This window comes from Gluconobacter sp. Dm-74 (genome assembly GCF_018256135.1).
GTDB classification, from domain to species: domain Bacteria; phylum Pseudomonadota; class Alphaproteobacteria; order Acetobacterales; family Acetobacteraceae; genus Gluconobacter; species Gluconobacter cadivus.
This window is the reverse complement of sequence record NZ_JAERLX010000003.1, coordinates 379,878-400,137: the sequence shown is the minus strand read 5'-3', so window position 1 is coordinate 400,137 and position 20,260 is coordinate 379,878. Positions and strand designations below refer to the sequence as shown.

At 60.1% G+C, this 20,260-nt stretch carries 19 protein-coding genes; 8 read left to right on the top strand and 11 right to left on the bottom strand.

Translation table 11 applies throughout. The features are described 5' to 3' along the window. The first annotated feature begins 5 nt into the window (after positions 1-5). Together JK208_RS07375 and mdoH are read left to right on the top strand one after the other, a co-directional pair. Positions 6-1,586, top strand: coding sequence for a glucan biosynthesis protein (locus JK208_RS07375; RefSeq protein ID WP_211575178.1), 1,581 nt, complete (start codon positions 6-8; stop codon positions 1,584-1,586). Then, on the top strand, positions 1,562-3,748 hold the full coding sequence (gene mdoH / locus JK208_RS07370) for a glucans biosynthesis glucosyltransferase MdoH (RefSeq protein ID WP_211575177.1): 2,187 nt from the start codon (positions 1,562-1,564) through the stop codon (positions 3,746-3,748). Before JK208_RS07375 ends, mdoH begins: the two co-directional genes overlap by 25 nt. Before the next feature lie 84 nt (positions 3,749-3,832). Here mdoH and JK208_RS07365 read toward each other — a convergent pair whose 3' ends face one another. Next, on the bottom strand, positions 3,833-4,324 hold the full coding sequence (locus JK208_RS07365; protein WP_194266898.1) for a DUF2501 domain-containing protein: 492 nt from the start codon (positions 4,322-4,324) through the stop codon (positions 3,833-3,835). A gap of 196 nt (positions 4,325-4,520) precedes the next feature. Here JK208_RS07365 and JK208_RS07360 point away from each other — a divergent pair, with 196 nt between their 5' ends. Then, positions 4,521-6,632 carry a S9 family peptidase gene (locus JK208_RS07360; RefSeq protein WP_211575176.1) on the top strand — a complete coding sequence of 704 codons (2,112 nt, stop codon included), beginning with the start codon at positions 4,521-4,523 and terminating at the stop codon, positions 6,630-6,632. Between the two features lie 133 nt (positions 6,633-6,765). Here the strand turns inward: JK208_RS07360 and JK208_RS07355 are convergent, their stop codons facing one another. From JK208_RS07355 to JK208_RS07335, 5 genes are all read right to left on the bottom strand, one after another. Further along, entirely contained in the window at positions 6,766-7,620 is an 855-nt protein-coding gene (locus tag JK208_RS07355; RefSeq protein WP_211575175.1) for a hypothetical protein, read from the bottom strand. Between the two features lie 200 nt (positions 7,621-7,820). Continuing rightward, the gene (locus JK208_RS07350; protein WP_062027419.1) at positions 7,821-8,771 is read right to left on the bottom strand and encodes an HlyD family secretion protein; all 951 of its coding nucleotides are present in this window, start codon (positions 8,769-8,771) and stop codon (positions 7,821-7,823) included. Between the two features lie 39 nt (positions 8,772-8,810). Further along, positions 8,811-9,011 carry a DUF1656 domain-containing protein gene (locus JK208_RS07345; protein WP_062027417.1) on the bottom strand — a complete coding sequence of 67 codons (201 nt, stop codon included), beginning with the start codon at positions 9,009-9,011 and terminating at the stop codon, positions 8,811-8,813. After that, positions 9,005-11,014, bottom strand: coding sequence for an FUSC family protein (locus JK208_RS07340; protein WP_211575174.1), 2,010 nt, complete (start codon positions 11,012-11,014; stop codon positions 9,005-9,007). Before JK208_RS07340 ends, JK208_RS07345 begins: the two co-directional genes overlap by 7 nt. Before the next feature lie 167 nt (positions 11,015-11,181). After that, entirely contained in the window at positions 11,182-11,619 is a 438-nt protein-coding gene (locus tag JK208_RS07335; RefSeq protein WP_211575173.1) for a hypothetical protein, read from the bottom strand. Positions 11,620-11,834: 215 nt separating this feature from the next. On the opposite strand from JK208_RS07335, the gene ykgO reads away from it, so the two are divergent. The 3 genes from ykgO to JK208_RS07320 all read left to right on the top strand — a co-directional run bounded on the left by ykgO (position 11,835) and on the right by JK208_RS07320 (position 12,966). Then, complete coding sequence (gene ykgO, locus JK208_RS07330; protein WP_007281615.1) at positions 11,835-11,960, top strand: type B 50S ribosomal protein L36; 126 nt, start codon at positions 11,835-11,837, stop codon at positions 11,958-11,960. A 17-nt stretch (positions 11,961-11,977) separates the two neighbouring features. Beyond that, positions 11,978-12,631: a tetratricopeptide repeat protein gene (locus JK208_RS07325; RefSeq protein ID WP_249201991.1), complete on the top strand. Its 654-nt coding sequence runs from the start codon at positions 11,978-11,980 to the stop codon at positions 12,629-12,631. A 92-nt stretch (positions 12,632-12,723) separates the two neighbouring features. Further along, positions 12,724-12,966 carry a hypothetical protein gene (locus JK208_RS07320; protein ID WP_194266908.1) on the top strand — a complete coding sequence of 81 codons (243 nt, stop codon included), beginning with the start codon at positions 12,724-12,726 and terminating at the stop codon, positions 12,964-12,966. Positions 12,967-12,977: 11 nt separating this feature from the next. Here JK208_RS07320 and JK208_RS07315 read toward each other — a convergent pair whose 3' ends face one another. Next, positions 12,978-15,218 carry a primosomal protein N' gene (locus tag JK208_RS07315; RefSeq protein ID WP_211575172.1) on the bottom strand — a complete coding sequence of 747 codons (2,241 nt, stop codon included), beginning with the start codon at positions 15,216-15,218 and terminating at the stop codon, positions 12,978-12,980. A 45-nt stretch (positions 15,219-15,263) separates the two neighbouring features. On the opposite strand from JK208_RS07315, the gene JK208_RS07310 reads away from it, so the two are divergent. Further along, the gene (locus tag JK208_RS07310) at positions 15,264-16,217 is read left to right on the top strand and encodes a tyrosine recombinase XerC (protein WP_211575285.1); all 954 of its coding nucleotides are present in this window, start codon (positions 15,264-15,266) and stop codon (positions 16,215-16,217) included. Then, positions 16,214-17,128 carry a retroviral-like aspartic protease family protein gene (locus tag JK208_RS07305; RefSeq protein WP_211575171.1) on the top strand — a complete coding sequence of 305 codons (915 nt, stop codon included), beginning with the start codon at positions 16,214-16,216 and terminating at the stop codon, positions 17,126-17,128. The genes JK208_RS07310 and JK208_RS07305 overlap by 4 nt, the downstream gene beginning before the upstream one ends. Before the next feature lie 15 nt (positions 17,129-17,143). Here the strand turns inward: JK208_RS07305 and JK208_RS07300 are convergent, their stop codons facing one another. From JK208_RS07300 to JK208_RS07285, 4 genes are all read right to left on the bottom strand, one after another. Continuing rightward, positions 17,144-17,728, bottom strand: a complete 585-nt coding sequence (locus tag JK208_RS07300; protein WP_211575170.1) for an NMCC_0638 family (lipo)protein — start codon at positions 17,726-17,728, stop codon at positions 17,144-17,146. Between the two features lie 190 nt (positions 17,729-17,918). Then, the gene (locus tag JK208_RS07295; RefSeq protein ID WP_211575169.1) at positions 17,919-18,464 is read right to left on the bottom strand and encodes a hypothetical protein; all 546 of its coding nucleotides are present in this window, start codon (positions 18,462-18,464) and stop codon (positions 17,919-17,921) included. Positions 18,465-18,537: 73 nt separating this feature from the next. Continuing rightward, positions 18,538-19,812: an ammonium transporter gene (locus JK208_RS07290; RefSeq protein WP_194253873.1), complete on the bottom strand. Its 1,275-nt coding sequence runs from the start codon at positions 19,810-19,812 to the stop codon at positions 18,538-18,540. Beyond that, entirely contained in the window at positions 19,812-20,150 is a 339-nt protein-coding gene (locus JK208_RS07285) for a P-II family nitrogen regulator (protein WP_174694216.1), read from the bottom strand. Before JK208_RS07285 ends, JK208_RS07290 begins: the two co-directional genes overlap by 1 nt. Between the last annotated feature and the right edge of the window lie 110 nt (positions 20,151-20,260).

Genomic DNA, 20,260 nt, shown 5'->3' with positions numbered 1-20,260 from the left:
AAAGTATGAGTATCCTGCGCCGTGATCTGGTCAAGCTTGGGGCCGGACTGACCCTTCTAGGAACAGCCTCCCGTATGGCCCATGCCCAGTCCACAGCTCCTCTGGCCACTGCTCCTCTGGCTGCCACCAAGCCCGTTACACCCCCTGCACCGCAGGCGACCCCGTTTGACGATGGCACAGTTCGGCTGGTAGCGCAGCGCCTGTCGAAAAAGGCTTATTCCCCCCCGTCCCAAACACTTCCCAGTGCCATTGCGAACATGGATTTCGACCAGTTCCGCAGCATTGCCTTCAATCCCGATAAAGCCCTGTGGCACGGCCAGAATCTGGCGTTCGACGTGGAGTTTTTCCCACGCGGCTTCCTGTACAAGCCTCGGATCGGCATGAACGAAGTCACGGGCGGACAGTCCACCCCCATTCCCTACGACCCTGACGCCTTCACCTATGCCAACCCCGTTCTGCGCGTTACGGACGATCTCGGCTACGCCGGGCTGCGTCTGCGCTATGCCATCAACACGGCCGGCATGATGGAAGAATGCGCGGTCTTCCTCGGCGCATCCTATTTCCGGGCCGTGGCCAAGGGTCAGAATTACGGTCTGTCGGCCCGCGCTTTCGCAAACGGCACCGGCAACCCCAAAGGCGAGGAATTCGCGCTATTCCGGGAGTTCTGGATCGAAAAACCGGAACCGGGCGTTGAGTCCATTGTCATTCACGCGCTGCTCGACAGCCCGTCCCTGACCGGTGCGTTCCGCTTCACCATCCGTCCGGGCGATACGACCGTCTTTGACGTTCAGTCTTCGCTGTTCCCGCGTCAGGACATTACGGAATCCGGCATCGCCCCTCTGACGGGCATGTTCTATTTCGACGCGAACGCTCGCAATCACGTCGATGACTGGCGCCCTGCCGCGCATGACAGCGAGGCCCTCCAGATTTGGACGGGCGCTGGACAACAGCTCTATCGCCCCCTCACCAACCCGACCGACCTTCAGTTCTCGGCCTTCGCAGACAGCAGCCCGCATGGTTTCGGTCTGATGCAGCGCAAGCGCTCGTTCCATGATTACGAGGATCTGGCGCTCAACTATCAGAAGCGCCCGTCTCTCTGGATCGAACCCATCGGCAACTGGGGCGACGGCGCTGTCGATCTGGTGGAGATCCCGACCCCCAACGAGGTGAACGACAACATCGTCTCGTTCTGGCGCCCCAAACAGCCCATGAAGGGCGGTCAGGAATACAGCTACATCTACAGAATGTACTGGGGCTGGGACACGCCGTGGCCGACCCAGATGGCACGCGTTGCTTCAACGCGGATCGGAAGCGTGACCGATCATCCCGAAGCCCGATTCTTCGCGATCGACTTCACGGGCGCGCCCTTCCAGAACGTGCCACCGGGTACGAATTTCCATCTGATCACACAGGCCAGCCCTGGTACGATCCGCAATGTCGTCGTGGAACCGAACCCGGAAATCCAGGGCTGGCGCGCGACCTTTGAATTCGTGCCGGGCGATGCGAAGAGCTGCGAACTTCAGGCCCAGCTCGCCAATGATCAGGGTCCGGTTTCAGAAAAATGGATGTATCGTTGGACGCCGTGACCGAATTGTCTTCTCACGCCACCCCGGAAGCCGCCCCCTTCCTGCCGCCTGAAGCGCCGCTGGCAATGAAGCCGCAGAACCTTCAACAGCAGCCGGACCGTCATGGCCGGCCCTTCGATCCGCTGCCGACGACGCCTTCGTTCCTCTGGGCACGCCGTCTGTTCGTCTTCGGTGGCGCGATGCTGCTGACGGGCTATGGCATTTACAGGATCAATCAGGTTTTCAACTCACTGGGCGTCTCGGCGCTCGGTGTCATCATCCTGATCCTGTTCGCCATTCTCGCCTTCTGGATCGCCCTGTCCTTCATGTCCTGCCTCGGCGGCTTCGTCTCGCTGATCCGGCGGGGCGGGCTCGGACTTGGCATCCACCGGACGGGGCCGCTGCCGGAACTGAAAAACCGCACCGCCGTCCTGATGCCGACCTATAACGAGGACCCGACGCGCGTTCTCGCGGGTCTGCGCGCCATTCATGACAGCATTCTGGCGACGGGACAGATCGACGCCTTCGATTTCTTCATCCTGTCCGACACGACCAATCCGGACGTCTGGGTGCAGGAAGAGCGCGCCTTCCTTGAGTTCCGCAAAGCCACGAACGGCGAAAAGCGCGTCTTCTATCGCCGCCGCCACAAGAATACGGACCGCAAAGCGGGCAATCTGGGCGACTGGGTGACGCGGTTCGGCGCCTCCTACCAGCAGATGCTCACCCTCGATGCAGATAGCGTGATGGATGGCAGCCTGATCGTCCGGATCACGGCGGCCATGGAACAGCATGAGGGCGTGGGACTGATCCAGACGCTTCCGGTCATCGTCGGTGGTCGTACGCTTTTTGCCCGGATGCAGCAGTTCGCAGGCCGCGTTTACGGGCCGCTGATCGCGCATGGCATTGCGTGGTGGCACGGCTCGGAAGGCAATTACTGGGGCCATAACGCCATCATCCGCACACAGGCCTTCGCTGAACAGGCCGGGCTGCCGCATCTGAAGGGCCGTCCGCCTTTCGGCGGCCATATCCTGAGCCATGACTTCGTGGAAGCCGCCCTCATGCGCCGTGGCGGCTGGGCCATCCACATGGTGCCGGGACTGTTCGGCTCCTATGAAGAAAGCCCGCCCTCGCTGACAGATGTCGCCATCCGCGACCGCCGCTGGTGTCAGGGCAATCTGCAACACAGCAAGATTCTCGGCACAAAAGGCATGCACTGGGTCAGCCGCGTTCATATGCTGACGGGCATTGGGTCCTACATCATGTCCCCGCTCTGGCTGCTATTCCTGCTGTTCGGCATCCTGATTTCGCTCCAGTCTCATTTCTACCATCCCGAATATTTCGGCTCGACCCCGACGCTCTATCCGCACTGGCCACGTGTTGATCCGGTGCAGGCCAAGCTCGTCTTCATTGGGACGATGGGCATTCTGCTCGCACCGAAAGCTCTGGCCTTCATTGCCATGATGTTCGATCGCGCGGCCCTGAAGGGTTCTGGCGGCGTTTTCCGGCTTGCGGTGTCTATCGTGCTCGAAACCCTGATCGGCGGCCTGATTGCGCCGATTGCCATGCTGATCCAGACATCCGGCGTCATTTCGATCCTGCTGGGTCGGGATTCTGGATGGAACGCACAGAATCGTGACGATGGCCGGGTTTCGCTGAAGGACGTGGCGCACGGCTACTGGATCTACACTGTGTTCGGCCTGCTTCTGGCGATTGCAGCATGGTCGGTCTCACAGGCGCTGTTCCTATGGATGACGCCGGTGCTGCTCGGACTGGTGTTGGCCATCCCGCTGGCCGCGCTGACCGCAAGCCGGGACGTCGGTCTGGGCCTGCGTCGGGCCGGGCTTCTGCTGATCGAGGAGGAAACTGCTCCTCCGCCGATCCTCCAGCTTGCCGCCGCAAATGACGCCGCGCGTGAACGCGCTGCCCATGCTCCCGATGCGCCGCCGGAAGAAGCCTTTGCCGCCCTCCGCCAGAACGCGGCCCTTCTCAACGCCCATGAAGGCGCGCTTCCTCCGGCCCGTAGCCCCGGCAGCCCGATCGACGCCCATCTTCTGGTCGGTCTGCTCAAACTACGGGAAGCTCCGTCACTCCAGATCGCGCTGGAGCGCCTCTCCCGTCAGGAAAAAGCTGCGGTTCTGGGCAGTGCCGAAGGTCTGGCCCTCATGGAAAAGCTTGCAGCCTAAAAACTACAGAACTTCGCAATATAAAAAACGCCCCGGCCATCGTAGCCGGGGCGTTTTTTATTGCAGACCCGTAGGCCGTATCAATTACTTGAAAGACTGGGCTTTCTTAACAAGGTCGTTGCACGTCGTAACGCGCTTGTCCTTGGAGAGGGTGCCGATATCAAAGACGTTACCGTCCGTCATCTGAAGCAGCCCCTTGCCGCCCAGCGAGTAGAACTCGTCACTGTGGACATCCGGGCGCTTGGCGATCTTGCGAGCCGCGACGATCGGTGATGTTCCGAGCACCAGCTTATGATGCGTACAATAGTAGGTCAGACCGGCAATATTGCCAGCCTGCGCGCCCTCGATGGACGGGAGGCCATCAGCACCCAGAACGCCCGGTGACGCAGCACTCAGAACATTCTTGCCACCTGCGACAGCCTGAACATGAGCGCCGGGCAGTCGGGCCTGCGTTCCGGCGGGGATGGTCACCACAGGGCTGCTCTGCGGAACCTGCGGGACGGTCTGGGCGACGGCAGCACCGGAAATGCTCAGGCCAGCAGCGGCAAGAACAGCAAAATACTTGCTTGAAATCATGATACTCTTCTTTCCACATCACAGGATGTTCTGTTTGCACCCCAAAAGGAGAAACAGAATTCATCCGGTCTGGAGCATCTTTGAGAACGCTCCGTTGCCCTGAATAACACTTGAGAGCAGTTACAGTTTCTTGGGAGGCTTCTTTTCCAGTCAAAGTCCGATTGAATGCCGGGCGTTTCTGCGTCACAGTTTGGTCATGTCACAGCGCCCCGATGCCCACTCCGCCGCACCCGTCCCTCCCGTCGCCCGTCGTGAGCCACTGAGCACCACGCAGCTTGGCCGGACCCGCACGGATTCCTATGCTTGGATGAAGGACGAGAACTGGCAGCAGGTGCTGCGGGACCCGTCCGTTCTGCGCGAAGATATCGCCACGCATCTGAAGGCGGAGAACGCCTACGCGGAGGCCGTTCTGGCCGGGATGGAGCCTCTGCGCGAGACGCTGCTTCAGGAAATGATCGGCCGTATTCCGCCTGCGGAATCCTCGGTCCCGGTTCCCGACGGCCCGTGGGAATATTCCGTGCGCTTTGAAGACGGTGCCCAGCATCCGCTGCGGGTGCGTTCCCCACGCGGCGGCGGAGCGGAGCAGGTTTTGCTCGATGCCGATGCGCTGGCCAAACAGCATGACTATTACGCGCTCTCGCAGACGGACCACTCCCCCGATCACCGCTATTTCGTCTATGCGGAAGACATTCAGGGCTCCGAGGTCTACCGTATTCAGGTCGCGGATCTGGAAACCGGCACGCTCTGCGCCGAACCCGTCCCCAGCACGACGGGCAGCTTCGCCATTTCACCGGACAGCCAGTGGCTGTTCTGGATCTACCGCGACGATAATGGCCGTCCTTCGAAAATCTATCGCCGCCCGCTGACGGGGGGCGAGGATGTTCTGGTCTTCGACGAAACCGATCCGGGCTTCTTCCTGAGCATCGGCGTCAGCGCGTCGCGCAAATGGATCGTCATTGAACGCGGCGACCATGATACGAACGAAACGCTGCTCATCCCGGCTTCCGATCCGACGACCCTGCCTGTCGTGGCAGCACCCTTGGTACGGGGCGAGCGCTATTCCCTGACGCACTGGAATGACCGCTTCATCATCCTGACCAATGCCGGTGGCGCCGTGGACTTCCAGTTCATGCAAACACCCGACACGGCCACTGGACGCGAGAACTGGACGCCGTTCGTCCCCTACCGCGAAGGACATTACCTGCTGGGCGCCAGCGCCTCACGCGGGCATCTGGCCTGGGCCGAGCGGCGGGACGGGAACATCCATATTCTCGTGGTCCCCGAAGGCACGCGAGGCGATATCCGCGCGCAGGCCAAGGCCATCGGCATGGACGAAGCGGCCTATGACCTAACGATGCTGGGCACGCTGGAATATGACGCTCCGATCCTGCGCTACATCTACCAGTCCCCCACCAATCCCGCGCACTGGTACGATTACGACATGGCCAGCGGCGCGCGCACCCTCCGCAAAATCCGCGAAGTCCCGTCCGGCCATGATGCAAGCCGCTACGAAACGCGCCGCCTGTTCGCAACATCGCCTGACGGCGCGCAGGTTCCCGTCACGGTCCTGATGCGCAAAGGTCAGGTTCTGGACGGCTCAGCACCCCTGCTTCTGTATGGCTACGGCTCTTACGGCATCGCCATGGATGCCGATTTCTCCACGACCGTGTTCAGCCTGGTGGACCGGGGCTGGATTCACGCCATCGCCCATGTCCGCGGCGGCTCCGAAAAGGGCTGGAACTGGTTTCTGGACGGTCGCGGGACAAAGAAGCCCAACACCTTCATCGACTTCATCGCCTGCGCCCGACATCTCGTGTCGGAAGGCTATGGTTCGGCAGGACGCATCGTCGCGCAGGGCGGGTCGGCCGGTGGTCTGCTAATGGGCGCAATCACGAACATGGCGCCCGAACTGTTCGCAGGCATTGCCGCGCAGGTGCCGTTCGTCGACATGCTCAACACCATGTCCGACGTCTCCCTGCCGCTCACACCGCCGGAATGGCCGGAATGGGGCAATCCGCTGGAAGACGCGGCGGCCTATGACCTGATCGTCAGCTACTCGCCCTATGACAACATCACCGCCAAAACCTATCCACCGGTTCTGGCAATGGGTGGCCTGTCCGACCCGCGCGTGACCTACTGGGAACCCGCGAAATGGATCGCCAAACTGCGCGAAGTCACGTCCGGCGGCCCGTTCCTGTGCCGTATCAACATGGAAGCCGGACATGGCGGTTCGTCAGGCCGCTTTAAACGCCTGGAAGAAGTCGCCCTCGTTCAGGCCTTCGCCATCTGGGCGATAGGTCGCACTTAGTGAGTGACGGTTATTAAGGAAATAATAAAGGTCTTTTTAGGTCCACTCTTAGAGCACGGACCTAAAATACTATATTTGTTATAATATAGTATAAAATAGCTTCGGAAATATTCAAATGCATTCTTTATTTTTATTAAAAATCTATATTTAATATATCATCGCTTAAAAATGGTAACATTCTAGAAAGATAAGATCTATTCGTACGAAAATATTTCTCGCTCCTTCTAGGTGAGGCGGAAAAATCTATTACACTTATGCCAAGAAATTCATCGCTAACAGAGATACTTACGTACTCGTCGGCCTCCGTAAATTGATATCCATTTTTTCTCAATACATAGCAATCATGTAACTGCCGTATACTTATTTCTTTTGTTTTTTTCCAGAAATTTTCTGGTTTTATGTTGTATTTATTTATTATTTCAGTTTCAGAATTTTTAATATTTTCAGATGATTTTTTCTTGATTTTTTCAAGAAATCCCTCAGGCAGCTTTCCGTCCTGTCGAAGATGATTACAATCATGCACTTGGGAAAATGCAACACGTATTTTCTTTCCAAGCGTTGATGGATCAATAGGATGATCGCCATATTGATAAGGAACATCAGGGTCAGTTATACCAACTCCACCGAGCCATGACCGAATAAAAAAACACTTAACTCCAAAGTATATAGTAAGATGTCTATTCTTGGTGAATCCCCTATAATTATGAAATTTATTCAATTCATCGCTGTTATTAGGTCTTTTTACGAAAGTAAAGTTTTTTAACCATTTTCTCCACTTTTCCTCTCTCCATTCCCCGGTTTTTAATTTATATGCAATTATAGCTTCTTCTGAGTCCTGATAATATCCATCAGTTCTTTTTAGAACCAGTGCTGGACGCCGCGCCAAAAAAGATCCGTAAAAAGATCTTCTGAGATGTGGGTTACTACAGTTTCTGATGACTTCTTCTGATGGGCGAATGATGTCACCGACTAATATATTGGTGCACATTTTAATATCCTTGAATTATTCGTTTCCATCGTAGAGGTCAGTCAAAGCGATTCAGAAAAATCTACCGTAGTCACGAGCAAGGCAACGATTGAAAGAGAAACTAGAATAAAAATTCCTGATTTTCGCCTTTTTATAAAAGAGATCAGAACGCCGAAGCTTATTGAAAATAAGCTTCACCAGAAACTTTTATTCCCCAATCCTTATCGATGCCCGAACAGATGCCGGATGTCGTCGCCGAAATGCTGAAAGGCGGCGTGGGTGGAGCGGTGGCGGCGGTTGCCCTCTTCTGACACGACGGTCACGGTCGCCGTCATGCCAGCGGCCAGCGTCAGGTCATCCGGGATCTTGTCGATCTTCACGCGCACCGGAATACGCTGCGCCAGACGCACCCAGGTATAGACCGGGTCCACTTCCGGCAAACCTTGCTTGTTCACCTGCGCGTTGTTGCTGGCAATGCCCCGCGTGATGCTCTCGACATGCCCGAACAACGGGTCGTGGTAACCCATCAGATCCATACGGACGAGATCGCCCTCATCAAGATCATGAACCTTGGTTTCCTCGAAATAGCCGTCCACCCAGTAGGAACTGGTGTCGATGATGTGGATATTCACCACACCGGCGGTGGCGAAATCGCCGGGTCGCATGATGAGGTTAGTCACGATGCCGTCGATGGAACTGCGGACCTGCGTTCGCTCAAGGTTGATTTCGGCCTGATGCTCCGCAGCTTCGGCTGCGGCGTACTGGGCCTGCATCTGCTGCGAAAGCGCCTCGTACTGCCGTTTTTCCTCAACTGAAACGGCAGTACCGGGAATGGCCTTGCGCCATTGGGACTGCACGAGGCGGAATTCCAGATCGGCCTTGCGCTCGGCCACATGGGCCTTGGCCGTCTCCAAGGCCACCTTGAAATCGAACGGGTCGATGACGTAGAGCACCTCCCCTTTGTGAACGAACTGGTTGTCCTTCACCAGAACCTCGATGATCTGTCCCGAAACGCGCGGCGCGATATTGGCGACCTGAGCGCGCACCTGTCCGTTCCGCGTCCAGGGCGAGGCGGTGTAGTAATCCCACAGAATGACGACCACGAGCGCCGCCACTGCAAGAATGCAGAGCGTGATGGTCAGGCGGATCAGGCGATGGGCACTGGAAAGCACGGGACGGTCACCTTGGGTTCGGTTCGAAACAGGAAAAGGTCAGAGGATCAGAGTGTAAAGGCCGATCAGACAGATCAGGATGCCGAACTGGGCCAGAGGCGGATCCCAGACAAAACGCCACAGATCGAACCAGGCCAGAATCCAGCGCAGAACGGCCAGTGTCAGCAGGGCCAGCGCCAGATTGATGACGAAGGCCGACACCAGCACGCCATCAAGGTCAACGACCTGTGTCGTCACCATCGCTTGCGTCCTATTCCATAGTGATGCACGGCTGAGCGGTTCAGACGCACCATGGTCCGCACCGATTCCAGACCGCCGATACAGTTGATGATCATGGACTGCTCCTCGCGGATGCCGTCTGAAAGCCGTTCGTAAAACATGGCCTGAAGCTCGGGAATTTCAGCTTCCAAAAGACCCAGCCTGTCATGCGCCAGCAAACGCCGCACATGCCGAACCATGGGTTTGAGGCCGGGAAGATGCGCGGCCTGATCCAGATAATTCCGGACGCGGGCAATGGTGCTGGAAAAATCCTCCAACGCGACGAAACGGTTGAAAACCCGACGGGAACGCAGCCCCGGATCGTGCAGCCGGTCCGTCCACATCAGGAACTGGCTGAGGCGTTCGTATTTCCGGCTCAGAAGCGGCGGCCCCATCCGCTCGCCGTGCCCGGCAAGCTGCAGTTCCAGATCATGGGCGATGGAGACCGCCAACCGGAATCGGTGCCGTCGCGCGGTCGGTGGCCAGAGCAACACCAGCAATACGAAAGAAAGCACGGCCGCCATCGCATAGAACGTGTTGCGCGTGATGAACGCCAGCGGATCGTAGTTGTGATGGTTGCCGAGCGCGATGAACACCAGAAAGAACACACCATAATTAAAGCCGATGGCGCTGGTTTTCGGGTTCATCAACAGCAGACAGGAAATCACGGTCTGCGGCAGCAGCACCAGCGCAAGACTCAACATGCTGCCCACATGCGGCAGGATCATGAAATCCAGCCACGCCGCCACGAGAATACCGGCGGGCATCCCGATAATAGCGCCCTTGCCGAACTCCGCCGTGTCGATCGCGGTGGAGGCCAGCGTCAGGACCAGCGCCGTCTGGGACAGGGATGTCACGGAGGCCGGGATGCTGGAGGCCAGACACAGAGCGGCCGCAACGCTGAAGCCCAGCAACACGCGCATGGCGTTGATGAAGGCCGTCACGTAATCCGGATTGCTCGCAAGATGCGCCAGCTTCAGCGCATCGCCCGCCGGTGTGGCGCGCAGAAGCGTGTTCATGCCGGTGCGGATATGCAAACGGTTGCTGAGAAGCGTCGAACACCGCTCCAGAAACCATGCCTCCCGCGCCGAAGGCACGAAATCCGGGTCTTCCGCACGGATTTTATCCAGAATCGTATCCATCGTCTCAAGACGGGTCGTGCCGTCCTCGGAGCGCTCGTGCCAGGCCCGAACGTGACGGATCAGCAGGTCGGAAATGCCGCCGGTCTCCAGCAGCCATGCAATCGCACGGCTCGTGGTCAGAACCGTGAGCATGCCAATAATGCCCAGCCGCGCGCCCGCCATCCGCAAACGCCCGCGCTCGACTTCTGTTCTGGCGTAGGAAATCTGGGTCATGAGCGCGAGGATTTCGCCGCTCAACCCGATCATTTCCTCAGGCGTGGCAATCGGATCGCCCATAATGGCGGACTTGCCCGTCTGTCTCACGCGATGCGACAGCGTCTCCATGGCTTTCGAAAGCCTGCGCCAGGCTTCGGGGGACCCGGAGAGAATGTTCACAACCGCAATAGACGCAACGCCGATGGCGATATCAGACGCGCGGGCGATGCTGACGGGATAGATGTTCTGCGGATCATCCATCGTCGGGAGCGCAACCAGTGCGACGGTATACCCCGCCAGCAGCGCGCCATAGGAGCGGAAATCGCGTTCAAGCGACCCCACGAACGCGCAGGCCGCAATCCACAGGGCCGCGCCGCCGAGAAACAGGGCGCGCTCCTGATTGAACATCGCCACCAGAATGATGGAAACGCCGACACCAAGCACGGTCCCGGCCAGACGGTAAAACGCCTTGGACAGCGCCTGTCCCCGCAGAGGCTGCGCGAGGATCATGACCGTCACGCCCGCACTGGCGGGTGAATCAAGCTGGGACCAGAAGGCCGTTCCCAGCGCCAGCACAAGTGCAGACCATGTTCTGAGACTGAACTGGACCCATCCGGGGCGAAAGACTGACTGTAGTGCAGCGGTCAAGAGCGGTGCTCCCCACCCGACACAGACTTCATCAGAAACAGTCCCACGGCCCTCATTACCAGAATCAGACTTCCGACCTTAAGAGCAGCGGGCCGGAAAAGTTAGTCCTCGAATCTTCTGGACATGTTTTGACAGACGGCCCCGATCCCTCTGCCAGAGCGCACCACTCAGTCTTCTTCGGCGGGCAGGGCGTTGCAGGCCGCTGTCAGCTTGGGGTCCGGATGATCGGTGGCCTTGCGGCAGTAGGTCCGTGCATCGGCACCACACATATTCGTGACATCCTCCATTTCAGAGGACAGAACGTCGCGCGCAACGCCGATATCCTGATTGTGTTCGGGGTCATTGCCCTCTTCCTTGCCCAGGGCCGTCTGGGCCTGATGCATTTCCTTGAGCGCGTTGATGCAGGAGTCGCCCGCGGCATCCGGATTGGTCTGGAGCACCCGGAGGATCTTGTTGATGGCGAAACCCTGCTGGTTGATCGTCGGATCGTCGTCGTTGGTCTTGGCTTCTCCGTCATCCGCTCTTGCGGCCACGGGCGCGACAAGGGCGACGGCGAGAGGAAGAAGAGCCAGCAGCAGGGCGGGGCGGGAATGGCGCTTGATCATGAAACTGACGTTAGGAGAAAATCCCGGCTGGACAAAGACCCTGAACAACGCTGTTGCAGGTTGTTGCAAATCGGCAGCATCAAGGAATTCCGCCACACGGATGGCTTGTCAGCTTGACTCTACAGGGCGGGATGGGTAATCGGGGCCATTCTTTCGCGGGCGTTTTGGCCCGCTGTCCGGTCCGCAAGGGCCTTACCCGTCGAGAGCCTGCAACCATGAAGATCCGCAACAGCCTGAAGTCCGCCAAGGTCCGCGACAAGGACTGCCGCGTTGTCCGCCGCCGCGGCCGCGTTTACATCATCAACAAGAAGAACCCGCGCATGAAGGCTCGCCAGGGCTGAACCCCTTGGTCTGCCGGATGACGGACAAACGGCGCTGGCTGATGGCTGGCGCCGTTCTGCTTTGTAGCCCGGCCCTGACTTTTCTGCCAGTTCAGGCCGCACGCGCCGCAAATCCTGCCGCGCCCGGCCCCGCAGTCTCTCCGGCTGCCAAACCGCCCGCCTCCGCGCCCCGCCCACCGCGCAAAACGCTTCATGACCGCCTCATGGACGCGGAAAAAGCGCTCGCCATGGCCGGGAACGAGAAGCAGGCTGGTGAGATTTCCGAACGTGCCGAAGGCCTCCGCAGCCGCGCCCTGACCGGCAGCGTGCAGATGCTCATTACCGATTCGCATGATGCGCTGGAAAAACATGATTTCCAGAAGGCTCAGGACGATCTGACCGCCGCCATCACCATCCAGCCCGATCAGCCTATTCTCTACCGTCAGCGTGCGGCCATCCGGCTGGCGGCGGGCGACAATAATGGCGCAATCACCGATCTGGGCGTCACCCTTCAGGCCGATCCCGGCGATCCCACGGCATGGGGGATGCTCGCGGAAGCCGAACATGACCGGCACGAACCCGAAGCCGCCCTGCGGGCCTTCCACCAGATGCTGCTTCTGAACCCGAAATCGCCCGATTCCGACACGCAGCTTAAAACACTGGAAAAGGCCCGCGACGGCCAGCAGGATTAACGTCTCTGCGCCATGGCTTACACGTGCTGCTCTGGCAACCCCTTGTAATGTTGTGTGTTGATCCCCTGATTCCATTTTTCAGGAGATCCCGTATGACCAAGCCATCCCCCGCCGCCGAAACCGCCATCGCAGACGTCAGCTCCAAGAAAAGCTGTTGCTCCAAAATGAAGACCTGCTGTCAGAAGGCTACGCGCGCCCGTGAAATCGGCCTCGCTGGCATGACGGCCATGGCGACGTTCGGACCCAAGCGTTTCCGCCCGTATTTTCAGCAGATCCTGGCTGTCATCGCAGTCGTGACCGCCACGGTCGAGTTCTTCCGCAAGCGTAAGGGCTGATTTTTCCAGCCCTAAAGGAAGGAAATGGGGTCGATATCGATATCGACCTTTGCTCCGCCCGTGGGTTTGATATCTCCCAGCCACTGACGCAGGATCGGCTGTACGGCAATGCCCCGCATCGTCCGTAGCAGCAGTCTGCGCCGGTGTCGTCCACGCAAGACGGCGAGCGGGGCGGGAGCTGGTCCCAGAACCTGCACCCCTTCCCGTTCCGGCGCAGAGAACGCAATCTCACGCGCCAATGCGTCCGCCGCATCCGCATTCGGCGCGCTCACGATCAATGCGGCCAGCCGTCCGTAGGGCGGCCAGAACGAGGGCCGTCTCTGCTCGGCTTCCTGCTCCATGAAGGTCTGGAAATCGTTAGAGACCAGCGCCGTCATGACCGGATGTTCGCCCACATAACTCTGAAGCAGCACGCGCCCGCGATGCTCCGCACGCCCCGCACGGCCCGCGACCTGATGCAGAAGCTGCACCGTCCGCTCGGCTGCCCGCAGATCCCCACCCCCAAGCCCCAGATCGGCATCCACAACGCCCACGAGTGTCAGTTTCGGAAAATGCCAGCCTTTAGCCACGATCTGCGTGCCGATGATGAGATTGACCTCACCGTCCGAAATCTTCCGCACCGCCTCCGCCGTCGCAGCCGGGGAGCCAAGCGTATCGGACGACATCACCAGCAGTTTCGCGTCCGGAAACCGCAGCTTGGCCTCTTCCGTAATGCGCTCGATTCCCGGCCCGATGGGCACGAGCGAATTCTCGGCATGACATTCAGGGCAGTCTTTGGGAATCCGCTCGTTATGCCCGCAGTGATGGCAGGTCAGGATACCCCGCGCCCGATGTTCCACCAGCCAGGCCGAACAGTTCGGACACTGCATCCGATGCCCGCACGCCCGGCATAGCGTCAGCGGCGCATAGCCGCGCCGGTTGAGGAACAGCATGGCCTGCTCCCCTTTCTCCAACGTCTCATCAATAGCGGTGCAGAGTTTGGGCGACAGAAACAGACCGCGTTCGGGCGGATCGGACCGCATATCCACCAGCGACACATCCGGCAGGGTCGCCCCACCATGCCGCGCGGTCAGAAGTTCATGCCGGTAGCGGCCGCTCTCCACATTCGCGAGCGTTTCAAGCGATGGCGTGGCGGAGACAAGAATGGCGGGTGCATCCGCCAAACGGGCGCGAACAACCGCCATATCCCGCCCATGATACATGACGCCTTCTTCCTGCTTGAAGGCGCTTTCATGCTCTTCGTCCACCACGACGAGACCCAGATCAGCAAACGGCAGGAACAGAGCCGAGCGGGCCCCGACCACGACACGCGCACTCCCTTCCGCCACGGCGCGCCATGTCTCGCGCCGTCGTTTGGCTCCGAGATCGGAATGCCAGACCGCAGGTTCGGCTCCGAAGCGCCGGATGAAGCGGTCCGTCCACTGGGCGGAAAGCGCGATTTCAGGCAGCAGGACCAGAACCTGCTTTCCCTTGGCCAGACAGGAGGCCACGGCCTCGAAATAAACCTCCGTCTTGCCCGATCCGGTCACACCTTCCAATAGCGTGACCTGAAACCGCCCGGCCTCGACGGGGCCGCACAATTCCTGCGCGACCTCAGCCTGCTCTTCGGAGAGTTTCGGCGCCCCATGCGCCGGATCCGGCAGACCGAACGGAGCAGCCGGAGCAATGACGGCCTCCCGCAGCAGACCGGCCGTAGCGAGGCCGCGAATGACGGCCGCACTCGCCCCGCTGCGATCCCCCAGTTCGGCAGTGCTCATGGGTGTGGAAGACGCAAAATTCAGCACGGACCGGCGCGCGGGCGTGATCCGCAGATCGCCTTCCGGCGCTTCCGTCCGCACCCAGCCCAGAGTGGGCTTGGGCGCATCCTTCAGATGAATGCGCGTCGCCATCGCCAGAACCAGCCCCGGCGGCGTGAGCGTATAGGCCGCCACCCAGTCGATGAAGCGGCGCAGGCTCTGCGGGAGCGGGCGCACATCCAGCTTTCCGACAACGGGACGCAGACGTTCGAGCGGGAGTTCACGCCCTACCGGCAGCGCAAAATCTGGCGGCAGGGTGCGATCGGTTTCCCATACGCAGCCCACGGTTTCACGACGCCCCAGCGGGACCGTCACGAGGTCTCCCGGCTCAAGCGGCATGGGTGCGAGATAATCGAGCGGCCCTGGAAACGGCAGCGGCACGAGCACCGAAACGCGCGTTCCGGTGGAAGGTGGCTTTCGCCGGGGATCAGGCTTGGATAGGCTGCTGGATGCCATGACCGTGTCTAACCTCCCCCGCTCCGAAATGCCATGACCGCATCCCTGATGGCGCTCGATGCCCTGCGCGACTGGACCGAATGGCTGACGCATGAAAAGCGTTCCAGCCCGCGCACGGTCGAGGCGTATCGCCACGACATCCTGCTGGCGCTGACGTTTTTCCAGCAGCATCTGAGCGGGGAAGTCACGCTGGCCGATCTGGGAAAGCTGTCCCTCGCCGACCTGCGCGCCTGGCTCGCGCATGAAACGGCCCGCAGCGAAAAACCGACCCGCCGCGCCACCAGTGCCGACTCGCGCGCACGCTCGCGGGCGCGACATGTCTCGGCCCTGCGCTCCTTCTTCCGGTATCTGGCCCTGCGGCACGATCTGTCCAATCCCGCACCATCATTGCTCGCCATGCCGCGCATGAAAAAGCGCCTGCCACGTCCGCTGGGGCAGGAGGCGGCACTAGCGGCCCCGGAAGGCATCTCCGATGACGCCGAGACCAGTCAGGCCGCTCTGCGCGACCGCGCGCTGTTCACGCTGCTTTACGGCACGGGGCTGCGGATCGGCGAGGCGCTGTCACTCGACATCCGGGACCTGACGAATGCGGGACAGAGCATGCTGCGCGTGGTGGGCAAAGGCGGCAAAGAACGGCTCGTGCCGCTGCTTCCGGCAGTCATCGAGGCGCTGGAAAGCTGGAAAGCGGCCCACCCAACTCCCGCGCCCGATGCGCCGCTATTCTGCGGCGTGCGGGGCGGACGTCTCAATCCCGGCGTGGCCCAGCGCGCCATGCGGAACTGGCGCAAAGGCGAAGGTTTGCCCGATTCCGCAACGCCCCATGCCCTGCGCCATTCCTTCGCCACGCATCTGATGGAAGGCGGGGCAGACTTGCGCACCATTCAGGAACTGATGGGCCACGCCAGCCTGTCCACGACGCAGGCCTATACGCTGGCGGACGAAAAACACCTGCTGGATGTCTGGCGCAAAGCCCATCCCCGCGCGGATCAAGAGTCATGAAACGCCTCCTGTCCGCTGCTCTGATTCTGGGTCTTTGCACGACGACCGCCCCGGCGGCGCCGGTCTGCGAGATGAGCCGCGCCGTCGTGCTGCCACTGCGCGATGATGGCGGCTATCTGAGCGTCCCGGTGACAGTGAACGGCCATGATGCCTCGATGATCGTCGATACGGGCTCCGAAGGCAGCCTCATGACTCCGAGGGGCGTCGCAGCCTTCCACCTACCGCCCGATCCCCAGCATCGGACAATGATGCAGGGCCCGAACGGTGCCCCGCGTGTCGTGCCGAACGTCCGGATACAGGATTTGAAACTCGGCACACCCCGTTCGGGAGAACTTGCGCTCGGGGCCGGGACGATGGCGGTTGGTGCCCTCCCCGGCTCTCCCATGATCACGCCGCCCGTTTTCGGGCTGCTCGGCGCGGATGTGCTGGCGGATTACGATCTGGAATTCGACGTCCCGCACCAGCGCCTGACATTATGGCGCGTCCGTCTGGGCTCCCATGCCTGCCAGCCCCCACCCGTCTGGAGCGGCCACTGGAAAAGTGTGCCTGTCCGCCGGATCTCAGGCCGCCTGACAGTGCCTTTCACGCTGGATGGATTGAGCGGAACGGCCCTTCTGGACAGCGGCGCACGCTCGCATATCGTCAGCACGGATTTCGCCCATCGCCTTGACCTGACGGACGAGCAGCTCGCCCTTGATCCCGGCGGCATGACCTCGGGCGTGGATCTGCACGAACGCGCCTATCACTGGCACCATTTCAAACGCTTCGAACTGGGCGGTACCGTCTGGACCCGTCCCGTCCTGACCGTCGCCCCGGTCCACGATCAGGCCGACATGCTGCTGGGCTCCGACTGGTTCGCCCATCACGACGTCTGGCTGTCCTACGCCAGTGGGTGGTTGTTCTTTCGGTAGCTTCTGCCGACGATATTAAGACCCGTTACCGGCTGACGCAGGAGATCGCGCTGGCGGGTCTGAACTCTCGGGAGGCAATGTCGATGTCAGAATAACTTCTGCCACAGGCCCGGAAATTCCATGAGCCGTGATGGAAAGCTGAAGATGCACAGCACCTTGTTCATAGGCAAAAATTTTCTGAGCCGCGCCACGCTGCGGATCCTGCTGCAGGAGAAGGTTGAGCGTGGCATGGCGGGCCAGAAGCTGATCCCGCAATTCCGTCTGAACGTTTGCGACGTTTCCCTGCCGCATCACGACCTGACAATACCCTTTGTCGAGCGACACAAGAGCCATCTGTCCATAGACCGTACTGGCCACATAAACACGTCCCTGATTGCCGTGCAGAAACCCCTCCCGCGTCGGGGGCGGTCCTTCAGGAAGGTGATAGCGTGCAGCCCATTCCCGCAAACCGGAAGGGTTACCCGTGAAGGAAAGACAGCTCTGACCAAACAGACCGACAGCATTCGCCGCGCCCAAATCGCGGGCTGAGGCCGGAACGCAGAACAGAAGAGCGACAAGAACGGAGGTCGGCCCGATTATTCCGCAAAATCGTAATGTCATGGTCCCTCTTTCTTTCCTTCACCACTGACCGACACGTTACACTCCGAAACTGTTCACCAGAAACCCGGAAAACCTTGCGGAAATTCCATAAATCAGCTGGGCATGCCTTGAACTGACCCTCAGAAATAAAAAAAGCTCCTCCCGCAAAGGAGGAGCTTTCAGGCCGATAAGGCTCGACTAAGGTGTCAGATTATTCACCCTTGAGGCGGGAATTGCACTGAGACCAGTAGCCGCCGCCCTTTTGGATCCATTTCAGCGACCCATTGCCGCCATTCGCCTTGTTGGCGTTGTACTGGGCGACGCAGGTTTTCTGGCGGGCACGGCCGGCGGAGAGCTTGCTGAACTCGGGGGAAATGGCGGTCGGGAACACGACATTGCCCGAGGACGCAACGGCAGCCTTCGGAGCAATCGGGGCTTTCGTACCAGCCGGAGACGAGTCCGCAGGCGCGGCGCTTGCAGGAGCGGCTGGGGCCGTCGTGGTTGGTGCCGTTGTTGGGGCAGCAGCGGCAGGCGTTGCGCTGGCTGCGGCAGCCGGAGCAGCGGCCTTGGCCGTATCGCCACAGGAAGCGGCCTTGAATGCCTTATAGGACTGGCCGTTCAGGGAGCCGTTCTGCTTGGCCGTCTTGAACGCGGCGTGGCATTCCTTGGCGGTCAGGGCGTGAGCAGGTGCGACGCTCAGTCCTGCGGCCAGCAAGGCGGCGAGGGAGAGGCCGGAAAAGGCTTTTGTAAACGTCATGCAGAAAGAACCTTCATTCTGAAATCGGCGGGAGATAAAAGCCCCCCGCAGCTTGAGCGTCAGAGAAGCGCGATCAGTTGATGCGCTCACCGTGCAGAACCATGTCGAGACCTTCGCGCTCTTCGTCCGGCGACACCCGCAGGCCCATCACCAGATCCAGAACCTTCAGGATCACGGTTGTCATGATAACACACCAGACAATCGTCACCCCTACGGCCTCGGTCTGCGCGATGACCTGATGAACACTGGCGACCGTTCCTTCCGGGTTGGACGCCGTGGCCGAAAGCGGACCATAGGCAAACGCACCCGTCAGAATGGCGCCGATGATGCCACCTGTTCCATGAACGCCGAACGCATCAAGACTGTCATCGTAGCCAAAACGATGCTTGAGCCATGTGGCGCTCCAGAAACATCCCGCTCCGGCGATCAGGCCGATGACGACCGCACTTCCCGGCAGTACGAACCCCGCCGCAGGGGTGATGGCGACCAGACCGGCCACCGCACCTGAAATGATGCCCAGAGCCGTCGGCTTCCCCGTCCGCGCCCATTCGACAACCATCCAGGCCACACCGCCCGCAGCTGCCGCGACCTGCGTCGTCAGCATCGCCATGCCCGCACGGCCATTGGCGCCCAGAGCAGACCCGGCATTGAAGCCGAACCAGCCCACCCAGAGCAGGGACGCGCCGATAATGGCGTAAGTCAGGTTAAAGGGCGAAAAATCTTCATGCCCCAGACCCTTGCGACGGCCGAGAATGATGGCACAGACCAAACCGGCCACACCGGAATTGATGTGCACGACCGTCCCGCCCGCAAAGTCCACCGCACCAAGCCCGGCGACCCAGCCCGTCGGGCTCCACACCCAGTGCGCGACCGGGGCATAAACGAGCAGAAGCCACGCCACGCTAAACAGGCACATGGCGGAAAACTTCATGCGATCCGCATAGCCACCGGTAATGAGCGCGGGAGTGATGACGGCAAACGTCATCTGGAACATCATGAAGACGCTCTCAGGAATCGTCATCGTCACGGCAGCGGGCGTTCCAGCGCCCAGCGTGAAGGCGGAATCAACGCCTGCACGGAAATTGTCCGCCACGCCATGCAGCATGACGCGCGACAGATCCCCGATCCACGGCGAACCGGTCGAGAACGCAAGGCTGTAACCCGCGACCATCCAGACGAGGCTGGCAATGCAGCAGATCATGAAAGACTGGATCAGCGTCGCCAGCACGTTTTTCTTGCGGACCATGCCGCCATAGAAAAGCGCCAGACCGGGAATGGTCATCATCAGCACGAAAGCCGTACTGACGAGCATCCAGGCCGTATCGCCCGTATCGATGGGCGCGCGCATCAGAGCGCGCCCTCGCCGGTTTCTCCCGTGCGGATACGGATGAGCTGATCGAGGCTGGAGACCATGATCTTGCCGTCACCGATCTTGCCGGTACGGGCTGCGGTCATGATGGCTTCAATCACGTCCTCAACGATCGCGTTGGAAACGGCGACCTCGATCTTGAGCTTGGGCAGGAAGCTGACGTGATACTCGGCGCCACGATAGATTTCGGTCTGGCCTTTCTGGCGACCGAAACCTTTGACTTCGGTAACTGTCAGACCCTGAACACCCAGCGGGGTCAGGGCTTCGCGGACGTCATCAAGCTTGAAGGGTTTGATGATGGCAGTAACGAGCTTCACGAACGGCATATCCTCGTTGCGATCGGGTAATCTTTGTCAGAGTATGCCTCAGATCATGCCAGTCTCATAATGATATTGGCAGCCTGATCATGCCGTTCGTGTTGAAATTC

Excerpts from the sequence above, each read along its gene's own strand:
- JK208_RS07375 (WP_211575178.1), top strand. The coding sequence starts at position 6 with ATGAGTATCCTGCGCCGTGATCTGGTCAAGCTTGGGGCCGGACTGACC.
- mdoH (WP_211575177.1), top strand. The coding sequence starts at position 1,562 with ATGGATGTATCGTTGGACGCCGTGACCGAATTGTCTTCTCACGCCACC.
- JK208_RS07365 (WP_194266898.1), bottom strand. The coding sequence starts at position 4,324 with ATGATTTCAAGCAAGTATTTTGCTGTTCTTGCCGCTGCTGGCCTGAGC.
- JK208_RS07360 (WP_211575176.1), top strand. The coding sequence starts at position 4,521 with ATGTCACAGCGCCCCGATGCCCACTCCGCCGCACCCGTCCCTCCCGTC.
- JK208_RS07355 (WP_211575175.1), bottom strand. The coding sequence starts at position 7,620 with ATGTGCACCAATATATTAGTCGGTGACATCATTCGCCCATCAGAAGAA.
- JK208_RS07345 (WP_062027417.1), bottom strand. The coding sequence starts at position 9,011 with ATGGTGACGACACAGGTCGTTGACCTTGATGGCGTGCTGGTGTCGGCC.
- JK208_RS07335 (WP_211575173.1), bottom strand. The coding sequence starts at position 11,619 with ATGATCAAGCGCCATTCCCGCCCCGCCCTGCTGCTGGCTCTTCTTCCT.
- ykgO (WP_007281615.1), top strand. The coding sequence starts at position 11,835 with ATGAAGATCCGCAACAGCCTGAAGTCCGCCAAGGTCCGCGACAAGGAC.
- JK208_RS07325 (WP_249201991.1), top strand. The coding sequence starts at position 11,978 with ATGACGGACAAACGGCGCTGGCTGATGGCTGGCGCCGTTCTGCTTTGT.
- JK208_RS07320 (WP_194266908.1), top strand. The coding sequence starts at position 12,724 with ATGACCAAGCCATCCCCCGCCGCCGAAACCGCCATCGCAGACGTCAGC.
- JK208_RS07315 (WP_211575172.1), bottom strand. The coding sequence starts at position 15,218 with ATGGCATCCAGCAGCCTATCCAAGCCTGATCCCCGGCGAAAGCCACCT.
- JK208_RS07305 (WP_211575171.1), top strand. The coding sequence starts at position 16,214 with ATGAAACGCCTCCTGTCCGCTGCTCTGATTCTGGGTCTTTGCACGACG.
- JK208_RS07300 (WP_211575170.1), bottom strand. The coding sequence starts at position 17,728 with ATGACATTACGATTTTGCGGAATAATCGGGCCGACCTCCGTTCTTGTC.
- JK208_RS07295 (WP_211575169.1), bottom strand. The coding sequence starts at position 18,464 with ATGACGTTTACAAAAGCCTTTTCCGGCCTCTCCCTCGCCGCCTTGCTG.
- JK208_RS07290 (WP_194253873.1), bottom strand. The coding sequence starts at position 19,812 with ATGCGCGCGCCCATCGATACGGGCGATACGGCCTGGATGCTCGTCAGT.